We start from the raw sequence: 15,540 nt of genomic DNA, 5'->3' as shown, positions 1-15,540 counted from the left end.
TTTTCTTGCGTCGCCGCCCGGCGGACCTGGCCGGTCGGGCGGCTCATCAGTGCGGATATGTGGTTATTTCTTGACGCGAACTGTCTTCGTGGAGCGCGTTTCGAGTGTCATCTCGTCCGCTTCCGCGACTTTGGCTTTCAGTCGCACAGTACCGGTCGCCGCGTCGACGACGTCGACCACCTTCGAAAGCAGTTTCGCAGTGTCCTCGTTCCCGGACGCCGATGCCAACTGCACCGCACGGCCGAGCTTGGCCGTCGCGCCGTCGAAGTCTCCCGACTTGCGTGCATCGAGGCCCTGCTGGATGACTTGTGCCAGTTCCGCCTGGCCCGTGTAGTGCGCGACCTGCGGATTGATCGAGGTCGACGCCACCATGTCGTCCGTCCAGACCGCCCGCACGAGACCCTGCGAGAGCGTCTGCGGCGTCCCGCCCGCCGGGTCCGGAAGGATCAGCGAGACGCGGGCCGCCAGCATCTCCTGCCCGATGCCGGCCTCGGGCACCTGTACGCACACGTGGTAGTCGCGGGACTCGTTCCCCCAGGAACCGGTGGGGTAGTCGCCCGCGCGGGGCCCGGCCTCCGTGCGGCGGCCGGTCAGATCGGCCACCGTCGGAGCGACCTGCTTCACGAACTTGATCTCCACGCCGACCGGGGTCCAGAGCCGCAGAGCGACGTCCGCGACCTCCTTGCCCATCACGTTCTCCATCATCTGCGTGAAGTCGGCGGCCAGCCCCGAGGGATCGGCGACGATGTCGGCCGTCCCGAGCAGCGCGGAGGCTATCCCTGTGACCTCTTTCACCTCCCAGTCGGTGCCGACCCCGCGGGCGTCACACGTGAACCGGCCCGCGCACGCGTCGAGCGCCGCCCGCAGGTCCTCGGGCGCCTCGTGCTCGTTGCGCCCGTCCGTCAGCAGGATTCCGTGCCGGATCTCCACATCGGCGGCGCCGAGCAGGCGGTCGGCCAGCCGCAGCCAGGTCCCGATCGCCGTCCCGCCGCCCGCGCCGAGCCGGCGCAGCGCCTCCTTCGCCTGGGCCTTGGTCTGCGCATCGGCGACGGCGAGCCGCCCGTTGCCCGGGTAGACGTCCTTGGCGACGTGCGTACCGCTCACCACGGCGAAGGAGGTGCCGTCGCGCAGGGTGTCGATGGCCGCCGCCGTCGCGTCACGGGCGTTGCGCATCTTCGTCGGCGGGTAGTCCATCGAACCCGAGCAGTCCACCATGATCACCACCGCCGCGTCGGCGGCCCCGGCCGGCGGGCGGGAGGGCGTCGCACCGGTCAGCGGAACGCCGCCTGTGGTGCCGCCGCCGGTCGAGGTGACCGTGATGATGCCGTTGACCTCACGGCCGCCCTCGGGCAGATATTCGTTCTGATACACCTCGACGGAGAACTGCGGCACGTTGGACTTGGAGAAGTTGGCCATCTGATCGGCTCCTTGAGGCTCCACGTGTCAGATGAAGACAGATATGCGGACAACGGCATGGGAAGAACAAGGGGCGGACGGGGTGGTCCCTTCTGCCTGCGGCTTCAGGCGGATCCTGCCCCTTGCGGTGGTACGGCGAACGGCACCAGGGCCACTGTTACGTTGTCGTGGCCCCCGCCGTCGAGTGCGTGACCCACCAGCACCTGGGCACCGTGCAGCGGCCGCTCGTACGCGTCCTCGGGGACGGCGGCGGCCATGTCGGACGCGGACTCCGCGTAGTTCCACAGGCCGTCCGTGCAGACCACCACGAGTCCCGGCCGGTCGGGTTTGAACGACGCGGTGTGCGGCTCCAGTTCGTAGGCGTCCGCACCGAGCCAGCCCGTGATGGCGTGGGCGCGCTCGTCGGCGTACGCCTCCGCCTCGTTCATCAGGCCGGCCGCGACCATCTGCGCGGCCCACGAGTCGTCCTCGGTGAGCCGGGCCGGCGCACCGGCGCGGTCCTCGGGCACCCAGTACACGCGGCTGTCGCCGACCCAGCCGACGACCAGCAGCCCGCTCACCATGATCGCGCCGACCAGGGTGCAGGCCGGGGCGTTCTGATGGCGTTGCGGGTCCTGCTCCGGGGCCTGACCGGCGTCGTTCGCCAGCCGGTTGACCGATTCGGCCGCGGCCACGATCGCCTCGTGCATCGCCTGCTGCGGATGGGTTCCGCGCGGCAGCGACTCCAGCAGCGCCTCGTTGGCGGCGTGCGCCGCGGCCGCCGAGGCCTCGTCGGGCCGGCTCGCCGACGACACCCCGTCGCAGACGATCGCGACGACGGCCGGTGAGCCGTCCGGCAACGCGGTCGTCGACACGGCGAACGCGTCCTCGTTGCGGTGATGACGCAGTCCCCGGTCGCTGACCGCGGCGACCGAACCGAGCTCCTGCTCCATGTGGTCGCGCTCGCGGGGCTGTGCGTGGCCGCAGTTCTCGCAGTAGCCGTCGTCGTCGACGCGGCCGGCCCGGCAGGCCACGCACACCTTGGCGCCGGCCGGCGGGGCCGGGGCGGGGGCGGGTCCCGGGTCGAGGTCGGGGGAGGTACGGGGATCGGGCGCCACCCTCGCGGCGGCGGGCGCGGCCAGCTCGAAGTCGCCGGACGCGCCGGGGCCGTAACCCGCACCCGTAACCGGATCCCCGGCAGGGGCGGGGGCAGGGGCCTGGCCGAAGCCGGCGCCCGCACCCGTAACCGGATCCCCGGCAGGGGCAGGGGCAGGGGCCGCCTGGCCGAAGCCGGTGCCCGCACCGGGCGCCGGCTGCCCGGCCGGGGTGGTGACGATGGGGATCGTCGGGCGGTCCTGCGGCGGCTCGGGCACGGCCGACAGGTCGTACCCGCACGCACCGCAGAACAGGTCCCCCGGCTCCAGCGGCTCCTCGCAGCCCGGACACCTCGGCACGGCAGTCTCCTGGTGATTCCGCGACATGTTCACACCCACGTTCGGGGGCGGAAACGGTTGGCCCGCTCCACCAGCTCGATCCTCTCGTCACCGGGCTCCGCAAGCCGGGCGAGCATCCGGTACGACCGCTCCAGCCCGAAACGCAGGCCGCGCTCGTCCAGTTCACTGCCGAGCAGCGTCTTCGGCCCCTGCGCCCCGGCGTACGGGACCGCGTGCGGGTCCGAGGGCCGAGCCGTGGGACTACCGGAGAGTACCCAGTCGAGCGCCGTACCCAGCACCTCGGTCGACAACTGCTCGCGGCGCACCGCGTCCAGGCCGAGCGCCGCCAGCCCCGCCACCTGGGCCGAGGCGGCCGTCAGATCGCTGATCAGCGGATCGTCCGGGGCCCGTTCCCGCAGCCGGGCACGTACCGCCGCGACCCGGGCCGCCGTGAAGTGGATCGAGGCTTCGGGCACCGACTCCAGCGTCCTGACGGCACCGCCCCGGTCCCCGGCGGCGAGCTGCACCCGCGCCAGGCCGAACGCCGCGCTGACGAAACTCGGGTCGGTCATCCACACCAGGCGGTAGTACTCCGCCGCGTTGTCCAGCTGGCCCAGGACCTCCGCGCAGATGCCGAGGGCGAGCTTCGGCGCGGGCTCCCCGGGGAACGCGTCGTAGACCGCGTCGAAGGACAGCGCCGCGTTCTCCTTGTCGCCGGAGACCAAGGAGGTGAGCCCGCGGTACCAGACCACACGCCAGTCGTCCGAGTGCTGCGCCTCCAGGGCGGTCAGGGTCTCCGTCGCGCCGGCCAGGTCGTTCATCTCCAGGGCCGCCCGCAGTTCCCGCAGCCGGGTCTCCAGCGAGGCGGTCGGAACGGCCTGCAGCGCGGCGATGAGTTCGGAGGGCGCCGAGGCCATCACCCCGGCCAGGAAACCCGCGTTGGGGTCGCTCGCGTCGACCCGGGGCACCGGAAGCGCCAGCGCGGTCCCGCGCACGTCGAGCCCGGCCAGCCTCGGGCCGTTCGCGCTGTGCGGCCCGGGCGCGCCGCCCGGACTCACGACCGGGACCCGGGGTGCCGGGATGACCGCCTGCGGCTGCCCGTACGGGGGCGGGGTGCTGTTCCCTCCGCCCGGGGCGCCGCCGCGGACGTGCGTGGTGGTGGAGGGCAGCGGTGCGGCGCCCGCCGGAGAAGGAGGCGGGCCCGCGGGCAGGGCGCCCGGGACACCACCGGGGGGCGCGACCGCGGCCGGCGGGGACACGGCCGGCGCCACCGGCGGTCCGCTGCCCCGCCGCCGCCCGAAGAGCCCGGTCCGGGCGGGCTCCGGCGCTCGGGCCCCCAGCCGCGAGACCTCGTCCGTCCGGGTGGAGAACAGCTCGGTGTCGGTCACGCGCAGCTCCGCACCGAACAGGGTCGACAGCGCCGGGCGCGGACGCCCCGTCTGCAACGACACCACCTCGCGCAACACGCCCGTCAGCTGCTCCGCCATCTCCGCCGCGGAGGCGAACCGCCGTGCCGGGTCGGGGTCGGTCGCCCGCACCAGCAGCCGGTAGAACGACTCGTAGGTCCGGAACACCTCGATGTTGTCCGGGTCCGGGAGCGAGTCGACGAAGACGTTCGTGTACCCCTGGAAGTCGAAGGTCAGCACCGCGAGCGTCCGCGCGACCGTGTACAGGTCGGAGGCCACCGAAGGGCCCGTTTCCGCGACCTCGGGCGCCTGGTAGCCCACCGTGCCGTAGATGGCCGACTCCTCGTCGTCCATCCTGCGCACCGCGCCCATGTCGATCAGCTTGAGCTGGTCCTCGGTCTGGATCGCGTTGTCGACCTTGAAGTCGCAGTACAGCAGGTTGCGGCTGTGCAGATGGCCCAGGGCCTCCAGCGCCTCGATGCCGAACGCGCACGCCTGCTCGACCGGCAGCGGATCCCGCTTGCCGGACGGCGTGCGGCGCTCGTTGGCGATCTCCTTGAGGGCCTTGCCGCCGACGTACTCCATGACGATGTAACCGTCGAGCGAACCGGTCCGCTGGTCGAGGTGTTCGACGAAGTTGTAGATGCGGACGATGTTGGAGTGTTCGATCTCGGCGAGGAAGCGGCGCTCGGAGATGGCCGCCGCCATGGCGTCCTGGTCCCCGGTGTCGAGCAGGCCCTTGAGCACCACCCACCGGTCGGAGACGGCACGGTCCACCGCGAGGTAGACCCAGCCGAGCCCGCCGTGCGCCAGGCAGCCCGCGACCTCGTACTGGCCGTGGACGATGTCGCCCTCCTGGAGCTTGGGCACGAAGGAGTACGGGTGGCCGCACTTGGTGCAGAACCCCTCCGTACGCCCCGGCCGATCGCCCCGGGACCGGCCCACCGGCGCCCCGCAGTCCGAACGCGAGCAGAACCGCTTGCGCTCGGGGACCTCCGGGTTCTTCATCACGGCGGTGCGCGGATCGGGACGCGGCACGTCCGGTACGAGCACGAGCCCGGCGCCGAGCCGGTTGCGGCTCGACGTGCCGGTCGACCTGGCCGAGGAACGCACCGAGACCGAACGCGAGGCGGAGCTTCCGGACAGCGCGCGCGAGAGCCGCCCCGACACCGAACGCCGCGACGTCGACGAGCGGGACGAGGACCGCGAGGACGCCCTCGACGAGCCCTGGGAACTGCTGCGGGCCGAGGCGCTGTTACTGCCCCGGCTGCCCCTCCCGCCACCCGCGATCCCGGTGGGGGGCGAGCTCACCATCCCGTTCGGCGAGACCACCGGGGCCAGACCGCAGGTGTCGCAGTACAGCTCACCGCCGCCCATGTCCTCGTAACTGCCCTCGCATGCGGGGCGCTGGCACTGCGTACTCACGGTCGTTCCTCCTGTTCGCCCCGCCGCCGCGGCGGCCACGATGTTCCGTCCCTGCTCCCGCACACCCTCCGGCCCAAGGGCCTCGTCCCCCTCATGGGTTCCCCCGCCGGTCCTCGGGGCCCGAAGGCCCGCGCCCGCCCATCAGGTCCAGCGCCGCGTCCTGATAGCGCTGCACCGCCAGCGCGGCGACCCGCAGATCGCACGGCGCGCTCCACAGCATCCGGCGCGCCGCGTCGTATCGTTCGATGAGGACCGGGTCCTCCGCCAGGCCGTGCCGGGCGACCTTCGCCTTGTACGCGTCGAGCCGGCCCCGCAGCTCGGCCCGGACCGCCAGCGGCGCCGTGACCGCGGTCAGCTGCTCCCGGGCCCTCAGCAACTCCTCGTCGGCCTGCCGCTCCAAGGACTCCAGCAGCGGGGACAGCCGGTGCCACTGGGCGTGCCTGCGGTACTCCGACGCGGCGGCCAGCCGCTCCTGGAGCGCCGTCGGCGGGCCGTTGACCGCGGGCACCTCGGACGCGGCGATCTTCGCCAGCACCTCACCACGCGCCGCCCTGGCCTCGGCCAGGGTGCGGTCGGCGCGGGACAGGACGTCGCGCAGCTGGACGAGGCGCTGCTCGGCGTCCTGCCGGACCGCCAGCACCGCCTCGACCTCGCGCCGCACGTCGTCCAGCGCCCGGGCCGCCCGGTCGTAGCGCGTCGTGTCCGGGCGTCCGCCGCCGGGCGCGGAACTCCCGGGCCCGGGCAGCCAGAACGCGAGCGGGTCGGAGATCACCTGCGCCCGCAGCGTGGTCAGCTCCTGGACGATCGCCTCCAGCTCGTCGCCCGCCGGGTGCTCCCCGGGCCGGACGCCGACCGAGTGCGCCAGCGAATGGGTGCGGCGCAGCTCGGCGGCGAGCAGGTCTATCCGGGCGGGCATCGCCGACCACACGGAGTCGGAGGCGACGACCATGTCGAGCGAGCGCGCGTACAGCTCGTTCATCCGGTGGACCAGCTCCTCCAGCGAGAAGCGCTCGGAGAGCCGGGCCGGGCCGGTGACGGACGGATCGTGGCCGGCGGCGGCGTGCGCCACCGTGACCCCCTGGTCGCGCAGCAGTCCGGTGAGCGCCACGAGGTCCTCGCGGTTGGGCTGACGGCGCCGGGCGCGCACCTCGCGCGCCCGGTGCAGCGCGCCCGCGTACGCGTCGAAGTAGGTCCACAGCAGTGCGATCGACTGCTCGGTGGCGCTCCAGCGCTCCTTGGTGACACCGGTGAGGTCGGCGCCCTCCAGCAGCCGGCGCCCGGCGTGGTCCTGGAGGGCGAGGAGCGAGGTCTCGATCGCCTCGTGCTCCGCGCCGAGCCGGGCCAGCGCACGGTCGGCCTCGTCCCGGTCCATGACCGGGCCCGGGGGCCGGGCCGCGTAGCTGGGGAAGGGGCCCGCGACGCCCATCGATCACCTCTCCGCTCTTCCTGCCGGGCGGGGGCCCGGCAGGATCAGTGCTGCCAACCCGCCGTCCGGGTGTCGGTCTCCCCGGTCCGGCCATGATCCGAACGCAACGTGCTGGTGCCGTGACCGCCAGGGCCGGCCCCACGGGCCGGCCCTGGCGGCGGGGCCACTAGTCGTTCCGGTACTTGGGTGCCGGCGGCGCCGATATCCCGGGCAGTCCGTCCTCCAGCCAGGCGTGGTACGAAGTCATCCAGGGGCTGTCGCTTCCACCGGCGCGGTAGTCGACCAGGACCTTGTTGACCCGGGACACCAGGTCGTCCGCACCCTTCTTGGCCGCCACGCCGTAGTACTCGGTGGTGAAGGGGGCGCCCTTGAGCTCCACGGCCGGGTCCTGGGCCGCCTGGCCCGCCGCGAGGGCGTTGTCCGTGACGACCGCGTCGACCTCGCCCATCTGGAGCCGCACCAGGCAGTCCAGCTGGTTGGGGACGGTGAGCTTGTCCTCGTCGGCCGCGGTGCCGTCGTGCTCGTCCTTGAACACGGAGCCGAACGACTCCTTCTCCAGCGCCTCGTACGCGGTGGATCCCTCGGCGGTGCAGACCCGCTTGCCGGCCAGCGAGGAGTTGAAGCCGGTGATCACGTCGTCCGCGTCCTTGTCCCCCTTCGGCGCGAGGACCTGCTGACCGGCCTGGAAGTAGGCCGTGGAGAACGACACCTGGTCCAGCCGGGCGCAGTTGATCGTCATCGTCCGGACGACGACGTCGACCTTGTCGTTCTCCAGTGCGGCGATGCGCTGGTTGGTGGGGATCGCCCGGAAGATCACCTTGTCCTCGCTGCCGAGGATGTCCTTGGCGATGGCCCGCACCAGGTCGATGTCGAAGCCTTCGAGATTCCCGGACTCCGGGTTGCGGAATCCCCACTGGAAGCTGTTCTGGTCGACGCCGGCGATCAGCTTGCCGCGCTTCTTGATCCGCTCGATCGCGTCGCCCTCCGGCTTTCCGGGCGGCACGCTGGCCTCGGGGTCCTTGCAGTCGTCGGCCCGCGTCTGAACGGCGTGCGCCGTCCCGGCCCCCGCCCGGTCGTCGAAGGCGCCTTTGCCGCTGTGAGAGAGCGGCAGCAGGGTCAGCGATGCCGTCACCGCACAGGCGGCGGCCATGGCGGTCACCCCGCCCCAGCCGCGCAGCCGGCCCCTGCGGGCCGTCCCCGGGCCCGTCCTCGGGTCCTTCGCTGTCATCGCTCCCCCTGTCACCGGAACTCCGAGAGCCTGCGGTTGACTCCGACGATCGCCGCCACCGCACCGAGCACGGCGAGGGCCGCGGCCCCGATCGGCAGCCCGCCCAGGGCCCCGCGCCCGTCCTCGGCGGCCCGGGTGAACTGGCTCTGCTCGTGGGCGAGCGCCTTGCGCAGGGCCTCGTCCACCCGGCCGAAGGACTCGCCCGTCGAGTTCTGCGAGCCGATGATCTGCTCCAGGGCGGTGTCGTAGTCGCCGCTGTCGTCCGTCTTCCGGGCGGTCCGGTGGCGGCTCTGCCACTCGGTGACCGCCGCCATGGCGTCCGCGACCGGCTTGCCGCCCTCGGCGTCGCCGGTGTCCTCGGCGAGCTTCGCGGCCTTGCCCAGCTCCGCGCCGAGCGCCTTCATGCCCGTGCCGTAGTCGGTCTCGTACTTGTCCTTCTTGCCGTCCGCGGTGAGCACCGCGCCGCGGGCGACCACCGTGAGGTTCTCGTTGGAGCGGGCCTTCAGCGAGTCGATGCGGGCCCGGTTGAGCACGTCCAGGGACTGCTGTCCGTGCGTGTTCGACTCGGCCAGGTCGGACCGCGCCACCGTGTGGCCCACCGCCAGCCACAGCAGCACCACGGTCGCCGCCGCGGTCGCCGCGAGCAGACCGTGGTTGAACACCCGGTTCGTCCTGCGGTAGTTGCGCCGCTGGGCCCAGAACAGCACGGCCAGCGCGATGACGCCGACGGCGAGGGAGAAGAACGGCCACGTCCTGGCGGAGCGGTAGTCCTGGTCGAGCCGGTCCGTCTCCGCCGTGTACAGCCGCTCGGCGGCCGGCAGCAGCTCGTTCGCCATCTTCTGGTTCGCGTACCGCAGATAGGCGCCGCCCAGCGGCAGCCCCTGCCGGTTGTTGGCGCGGGCGCGCTCGATGAGCCCGGTGTAGTGCGGGAGTTCCTCGCTGAGCGTGGTGATCTCGTGGCCGGACTCCGTCGCCGCGTCCGTGTTGGCCGCGGCCTTCACGAGCAGCCGGGAGGCCTCCTCGATGTCCTTCACGTACTGCTCGTGGACCGGGCGCGGTTCCTGCGGCCCGGCCAGGAAGCCGCTCGCGGCGGCCGCGTCGGCGTCGGCCAGCGAGCGGTAGATGCCCGCCGCGTCCGCGCTGAGCGGCTGGCTGCGCTCCACCACGTCATTGGCCGCGGCCGCGCGGTCGCTGATCTCGAACGCCGTCACCACACCGAACGCCACGACGAGCAGCGCCAGCACGGCCCCGATGATCTGGAGCCGGCCCGGCTCGGTGGTCGCCGCGGCACGCAGCCGCTGTGTGGCGACCGCCCGGACGCCGGCCGGCGGCGGTGGCGGTGGTGCATGCGGTGCGGGTACGGCCGTCGGCGCAGCCTGCTGCCCCGGCGCGCGGTGCGGCGCCGGAGGCATCGTCGGCGGGTATGTCACTTGACCTCCCCCTCGGTCACTGACGGTGGCCCGCCCCCCGGCCGATCGGGGGGACTGGTACCCGGCCAGAAGTATGGCCGCAGGGACCGGCGCCCACACGGCGAACACCCGGATCCTGCACCGGTCCACGAAGCGGCCGACTGTCGTCAGCCGCGGTCACACAGCATTCGATCAAGGCCGGCGTCACCGATCAAGGCGATCGGCGGCGCAATCCCCGAAGCGGATCGATCTCCCCACTCATGAACACGTCCGGAACAACTGATCGGTTCCCCCTGCGCAGCAGGCGTCCCGCAACCCGAAGGCTACGGGACGCCCCTGACACTCGCGTCGCGCGGCCGTCAGATGAACTGCGCCCGGAGTCTCGCGTGCACCTGCGGCGCGGCCCCCGTGTGGTCCAGGCCCAGCAGCCCGGCGCCCAGCACCGGAGACTCCTGCACCACCCGCACCACCGCCTTGGGGGCGCGCACGGCGAGGAGTTCACCGATCCGCTCGTCCAACTGCGGGTGCCGGGCGGCCAGCACACTGCCGCCCAGCACGACCGGAGCCACCTCGTCGAGCAGTCCGAGGCGCGACAGCGCGACCGAGGACAGCGCCACGACCTCCTCCGCCAGCCGGTCCACGAGCCCGCGCGCCACCGCGTCGCCGGAGGCCGCGGTCGCGAACAGCACCGGTGTCAGTTCATGCCGCCGCGCGGAGGCGATCCGGCCCAGATGCACGGCCTCGATCAGCGCGTACATCGAGGCCAGCCCGAAGTGCGCCGGCAGCGTACGGGCCAGTTCCGTCGGCTCGCCCCGGCCGTCCTCGGCACGCGCGGCGTACCACATCGCCTCCTCGGAGAGCCCCGAACCACCGCCCCAGTCACCCGAGATCCTGCCGATCGCGGGGAAACGCGCGGTCCGCCCGTCCGGCACCATGCCGACGCAGTTGATCCCCGCACCGCACACGACGGCCACCCCGCGCGGCTCGTCGGCCCCGGCGCGCAGGATCGCGAAGGTGTCGTTGCGCACCTCCACCGTGCGACCCCAGGCGCGGGCGTGCAGCGCCTGGGTCAACTGCGCCTCCTCGACCGGAAGATCGGCGTTTGCGAGGCAGGCGGACACATGGGCCACGGAACCCGCGTCCACGCCGGCCGCCGCCAGGGCCTGCTCCACCGCCGCGCCGAGGACGTCCACGGCCGCGCCGATTCCGACCACCGGAGGCTGGAAGCCTCCGCCCCGGGCCGTGGACAGCACGCCGCCGTCCTCACCGATGAGGGCCACATCGGTCTTGCTGTTCCCCGCGTCGATCGCGAGGACGCATCCGTTCACGCCCACGCGAGGTGCTCCCGGTTGTGCGCGACCAGCTTGTCGGTGAGCGCTTCGGCGTATTCGAACTGGCCGATCAGAGGGTGCGCCAGCAGGGCCTTGAAGACCCGGTCGCGGCCGCCGTGCAGCGCGGCCCGGAGCGCCAGGTCCTCGTACGCGGTCACGTGGGCGATCAGTCCGGCGTACAGCGGGTCCAGCTCCGGCACGGCGAGCGGCGTCGCGCCCGTCCCGTCGACCCTCGCCTGCACCTCGATCACCGCGTCGTCCGGCAGGAACGGAAGCGTCCCCCGGTTGTACGTGTTGACCACCTGCACCGCGGAGCCGCCGCCGCCGAGCAGCGAGGCCGCCAGGTCCACGGCCGCCTCCGAGTAGAAGGCGCCGCCCCGCTTGGCGAGCAGCGCGGGCTTCTCGTCCAGCGCCGGGTCCCCGTACATCGCGAGGAGTTCCTTCTCCATCGCGGCGACCTCGGCGGCCCGGGAGGGCTTGGTGCCGAGCTCCCGCACGACCTCGTCGTGCGCGTAGAAGTAGCGCAGGTAGTACGAGGGGACGACGCCGAGGCGGTCCACGATCGCCCGCGGCATGTGCAGGTCGTCGGCGATGGCGTCGCCGTGCTCGGCGATCAGCCGCGGCAGCACGTTCTCGCCCTCGGGGCCGCCGAGACGCACCCCGAGCTCCCAGCTCAGGTGGTTCAGCCCGACGTGGTCGAGGTGCACCTCGGCGGGGGTCACGTCGAGCAGAGCTGCGAACTTGCGCTGGAAGCCGATCGCCACGTTGCACAGGCCGACGGCCTTGTGCCCGGCCTGGAGCAGTGCCCGGGTGACGATGCCGACCGGATTGGTGAAGTCGATGATCCAGGCGTCCGGGTTGGTGCGCCGGACCCGCTCGGCGATGTCCAGGACGACCGGGACGGTGCGCAGGGCCTTGGCGAGGCCGCCGGCGCCGGTGGTCTCCTGGCCGACGCAGCCGCACTCCAGCGGCCACGTCTCGTCCTGGTTGCGGGCCGCCTGGCCGCCCACGCGCAGCTGGAGCAGGACCGCGTCGGCGTCGGCGACGCCCGCGTCGATGTCGGAGGTGGTGACGATCCTCCCCGGGTGGCCCTGCCGGGCGAAGATCCGCCGGGCGAGGCCGCCGACGAGTTCGAGCCGGTCGGCCGCCGGGTCGATGAGCACGAGCTCCTCGACCGGCAGGGTGTCCCGAAGCCGTGCGAATCCGTCGATCAGTTCAGGTGTGTAGGTGGACCCGCCACCCACTACTGCGAGCTTCATGAATCAGCCCTTTACTCCGGTCAGTGTGACGCCCTCGACAAATGCCTTCTGTGCGAAGAAGAAGACGACGATCACAGGGGCCATGACCAGTACGGTCGCGGCCATGGTCAGGTTCCAGTCGGTGTGGTGTGCGCCCTTGAAGGACTCCAGTCCGTAACTCAGCGTCCAGGCCGCCGGGTTCTCGGAGGCGTAGATCTGGGGGCCGAAGTAGTCGTTCCAGGCGTAGAAGAACTGGAAGAGGGCGACGGCGGCGATCCCCGGCTTGGCCATCGGGATCACGATGCGCAGCAGGGTGCGGAACTCTCCGCAGCCGTCGACCTTCGCCGCGTCCACGTACTCGTTCGGGATGGTCAGCAGGAACTGCCGCAGCAGGAAGATGGAGAACGCGTCGCCGAACGCCATCGGGATGATCAGCGGCCACAGCGTGCCGGACATGTCCAGCTGCTTGGCCCAGAACAGGTACATCGGGATCACGACGACCTGCGGCGGCAGCATCATCATCGAGATGACCAGCATCAGCGACAGGTGCCGGCCGCGGAAGCGGAACTTGGCGAGCGCGTACGCCACGGGCAGCGAGGACACGACCGTGAGGACGGTGCCCAGTCCCGCGTACAGCAGGGTGTTCTTCCACCAGGTCAGGAAGCCCGGGGTGTCGAACACCTTCTTGTAGTTGCCCCACTCGAAGGGGTGCGGCCACAGGTCACGGGTCAGCGCCTGCTGGTCGCTCATCAGCGAGGTGAGGAAGAGGAAGACGAACGGCAGCACGAAGAAGAGCGCGGCCGCGACGCCGAGCGAGTGCACGGCGATCCAGTGCAGGAGCGTCTTGCGGCGTGCGGTGCGTTGGGCCGGGGTGACGGGGTCACTCACCGGGCCGGCGGCCTTGGGGGTGTCGAGAACCTGAGCCACGTCACTCACCTGCCTGGATCAGTCCGCTGCGGCGCCGCATCAGCAGTGCGGTGAACGCCATGGCGAGGACGAAGAGAACGAGCGCGACCACACAGGCGGAGCCGTAGTCGAAGCGCTGGAAACCGAGGTTGTAGACCAGCTGGGGAAGCGTCAGTGTCGACTTGTCGGGATAGCCCGGCTCGAACTGCTGTCCCGAGCCGCCCATGACGCCCGAGGCGACCTTCCCCGCCACCAGGGGCTGGGTGTAGTACTGCATCGTCTGGATGATGCCGGTGACCACGGCGAACATGATGATCGGCGAGATGTTCGGCAGCGTGACGAAGCGGAACCGCTGGTACGAGGACGCCCCGTCCAGCTCGGCCGCCTCGTACTGCTCCTTGGGGACGTCGAGGAGCGCGGCCATGAAGATCACCATCAGGTCGCCCACCCCCCACACCGCGAGCGCGGTCAGCGCCGGCTTGGACCAGGCGGCGTCGGTGAACCAGCCGGGGGTCCCCATGCCGAGGCCGCCGAGGATCGAGTTGACCGGCCCCGTGCCCGGGTTGAGCAGGAAGACGAAGCCCAGCGTGGCGGCCACCGGAGGGGCAAGATACGGCAGGTAGAACAGCGTCCGGAAAACCCCGGCACCCGTCTTGATCTTGGTGATCAGCAGGCCCACGCCGAGTCCGAACACCACCCGGCAGGTGACCATGACCACGACCAGCCAGAGCGTGTTGCGCAGGGCGGGCCAGAACAGCGGGTAGTCGTTGAAGACGAACGACCAGTTCTGCAGCCCGCTGAACTCCGGGGCGGTGAAACCGTCGTAGCTCGTGAAGGAGAAATACAGCGTGGAGATCAGCGGGTAGGCGAAGAAGACGCAGAACCCGATCAGCCACGGCGACATGAAGGCCGCTGTACGGAGCGCCGCGCGGCGGCGCTTCGAGCGGAGTGTGTACGTGCTCATCGCGGTGCTACTTCGCCTGTGCGGTCGCGGCGTCGATCTCCTGGGCGGTCTTCTCCAGACCCGCCCCGATGTCCTTCTGGGCGCCCTTCTCGACGGCGAAGCCGAGGTTCTGCAGGGACACCAGGTACGCGCCGCCGTTCACCGAGGGCGGGGTGGTGGTGGACTTCGGGTGGGCCGCGATGTCCAGGAAGGTCTTGAAGCGGGGGTCGTACTTCAGCTTCGGGGACTTCAGCGCGGCCAGCGTGGACGGCACGTTGTGGATGGCGTTGGCGAAGTTCACCACCGCGTCGGTGTCGGTCGTCATGAACTTCACCAGCTCCCACGCGGCGTTCTGCTTGCCGGACGTGGCGGCGATCCCCGCGATCGTGCCGGTCAGGTAGCCCTTGCCGTAGGTGTCGGCCTGGTCGTCGGCGACGGGCATCGGGGCCACGCCGATCTCGAACTCCGGCTTGGTGTCCTCGGCCATGCCGAGCCGCCACTCACCGTCCAGCTGCATGGCCACCTGGCCGGTGTGGAACGGGTGCTTCGCGCCCCACTCGTCGCCGAAGCCCGTACGGAACTTCTCCAGCTTCCGGTAGCCGCCCAGCGAGTCGACCAGCTTCTTCTGGTTGGTGAGCATCGTGGCGAACGCCGGGTCCTTGGCGATGTTCGACTTGCCGTCCGCGTCGAAGTACGTCGGGTTCCAGCCACCGAGGTAGTGCTCGGTCGTCGACTCGTAGCCGTGGTAGTTCGGCATGAAGCCGAGCTGCTCGTACGAGTCGCCCTTGCTCTTCGTCAGCCTCTTGGCGTCGGCGGCGAACTCGGACCACGTCTTCGGCGGGGTGGTGATGCCGGCGTCCTCGAACGCGTCCTTGTTGTAGTAAAGCCCGTACGCGTCACCCAGCAGCGGCACCGTGCAGCGCACCCCCTCGAACTGCGTGTACTCGTTCATCGCCTTCGGGAACGTCGCGTCCGCGTCGATCCCGTCCTTCTTCAGGAACGGGTTGAGGTCGACGAAGGCCTTCGACGAACAGAACTTGCCGACGTTGTTCGTGGTGAACGAGGAGACGACGTCCGGGGCCTTGGAACCGCCCGCCCGCAGCGCCTGGTTGATCTTGTCGTCGGTCATGTTGCCGACGACCTTCACATGGATGTTGGGGTGCGCCTTCTCGAAGGCGTCGATCGTGGCCTCGATCCCCTTCACCTCGTTCGGGGCACTCCAGCCGTGCCAGAAGTTGATGGTCGTCTCCTTGGACGCGTCATCACTGGCACCGGAACTGCTCTGCCCGGTACAGGCGGAGGCGAACAGGGCGATCGCGGCGGTCGCGGCGAGCACGACGGCGGGCTTCCGGCGATTTCCGGACATGGTGGTCTCTCCCGATGAGGGGTTGGGGCGATGA

General features: G+C 71.4%; 11 protein-coding genes. All 11 read right to left on the bottom strand.

All coding sequences use genetic code 11. The features are described 5' to 3' along the window. Positions 1-63: 63 nt before the first annotated feature. Positions 64-1,416 (bottom strand): VWA domain-containing protein, encoded by a 1,353-nt coding sequence (locus tag E6R60_RS05615; RefSeq protein ID WP_136325279.1) that lies wholly within the window; start codon positions 1,414-1,416, stop codon positions 64-66. 104 nt (positions 1,417-1,520) lie between these two features. Further along, positions 1,521-2,882: a PP2C family serine/threonine-protein phosphatase gene (locus E6R60_RS05610; protein ID WP_136325278.1), complete on the bottom strand. Its 1,362-nt coding sequence runs from the start codon at positions 2,880-2,882 to the stop codon at positions 1,521-1,523. Further along, entirely contained in the window at positions 2,879-5,659 is a 2,781-nt protein-coding gene (locus E6R60_RS05605) for a serine/threonine-protein kinase (RefSeq protein ID WP_136325277.1), read from the bottom strand. Before E6R60_RS05605 ends, E6R60_RS05610 begins: the two co-directional genes overlap by 4 nt. A 91-nt stretch (positions 5,660-5,750) precedes the next feature. Then, on the bottom strand, positions 5,751-7,085 hold the full coding sequence (locus E6R60_RS05600) for a hypothetical protein (protein WP_136325276.1): 1,335 nt from the start codon (positions 7,083-7,085) through the stop codon (positions 5,751-5,753). Between the two features lie 166 nt (positions 7,086-7,251). Beyond that, positions 7,252-8,235: a glutamate ABC transporter substrate-binding protein gene (locus tag E6R60_RS05595; RefSeq protein ID WP_136325560.1), complete on the bottom strand. Its 984-nt coding sequence runs from the start codon at positions 8,233-8,235 to the stop codon at positions 7,252-7,254. Between the two features lie 89 nt (positions 8,236-8,324). Further along, positions 8,325-9,743 carry a hypothetical protein gene (locus E6R60_RS05590; RefSeq protein WP_240802397.1) on the bottom strand — a complete coding sequence of 473 codons (1,419 nt, stop codon included), beginning with the start codon at positions 9,741-9,743 and terminating at the stop codon, positions 8,325-8,327. 338 nt (positions 9,744-10,081) lie between these two features. Continuing rightward, positions 10,082-11,056 (bottom strand): BadF/BadG/BcrA/BcrD ATPase family protein, encoded by a 975-nt coding sequence (locus E6R60_RS05585; RefSeq protein WP_136325275.1) that lies wholly within the window; start codon positions 11,054-11,056, stop codon positions 10,082-10,084. Next, entirely contained in the window at positions 11,047-12,312 is a 1,266-nt protein-coding gene (locus E6R60_RS05580; protein WP_136325274.1) for a 6-phospho-beta-glucosidase, read from the bottom strand. The genes E6R60_RS05585 and E6R60_RS05580 overlap by 10 nt, the downstream gene beginning before the upstream one ends. 3 nt (positions 12,313-12,315) lie before the next feature. Next, complete coding sequence (locus tag E6R60_RS05575; RefSeq protein ID WP_136325273.1) at positions 12,316-13,218, bottom strand: carbohydrate ABC transporter permease; 903 nt, start codon at positions 13,216-13,218, stop codon at positions 12,316-12,318. 1 nt (position 13,219) lies between these two features. Beyond that, entirely contained in the window at positions 13,220-14,161 is a 942-nt protein-coding gene (locus tag E6R60_RS05570) for a sugar ABC transporter permease (RefSeq protein WP_136325272.1), read from the bottom strand. 7 nt (positions 14,162-14,168) lie between these two features. Further along, a complete protein-coding gene (locus E6R60_RS05565) occupies positions 14,169-15,506 on the bottom strand; it encodes an ABC transporter substrate-binding protein (RefSeq protein WP_136325271.1) in 1,338 nt (445 codons plus the stop codon). Between the last annotated feature and the right edge of the window lie 34 nt (positions 15,507-15,540).

Source organism: Streptomyces sp. A0642 (assembly GCF_004795105.1).
GTDB lineage: Bacteria > Actinomycetota > Actinomycetes > Streptomycetales > Streptomycetaceae > Streptomyces.
The sequence above is the reverse complement of the archived record's forward strand: the minus strand, read 5'-3'. Positions and strand labels throughout refer to the sequence as shown.

Bases quoted from the DNA above. Each gene is read 5' to 3' on its own strand.
- E6R60_RS05615 (WP_136325279.1), bottom strand. From the start codon at position 1,416: ATGGCCAACTTCTCCAAGTCCAACGTGCCGCAGTTCTCCGTCGAGGTG.
- E6R60_RS05600 (WP_136325276.1), bottom strand. From the start codon at position 7,085: ATGGGCGTCGCGGGCCCCTTCCCCAGCTACGCGGCCCGGCCCCCGGGC.
- E6R60_RS05595 (WP_136325560.1), bottom strand. From the start codon at position 8,235: ATGGCCGCCGCCTGTGCGGTGACGGCATCGCTGACCCTGCTGCCGCTC.
- E6R60_RS05580 (WP_136325274.1), bottom strand. From the start codon at position 12,312: ATGAAGCTCGCAGTAGTGGGTGGCGGGTCCACCTACACACCTGAACTG.
- E6R60_RS05570 (WP_136325272.1), bottom strand. From the start codon at position 14,161: ATGAGCACGTACACACTCCGCTCGAAGCGCCGCCGCGCGGCGCTCCGT.
- E6R60_RS05565 (WP_136325271.1), bottom strand. From the start codon at position 15,506: ATGTCCGGAAATCGCCGGAAGCCCGCCGTCGTGCTCGCCGCGACCGCC.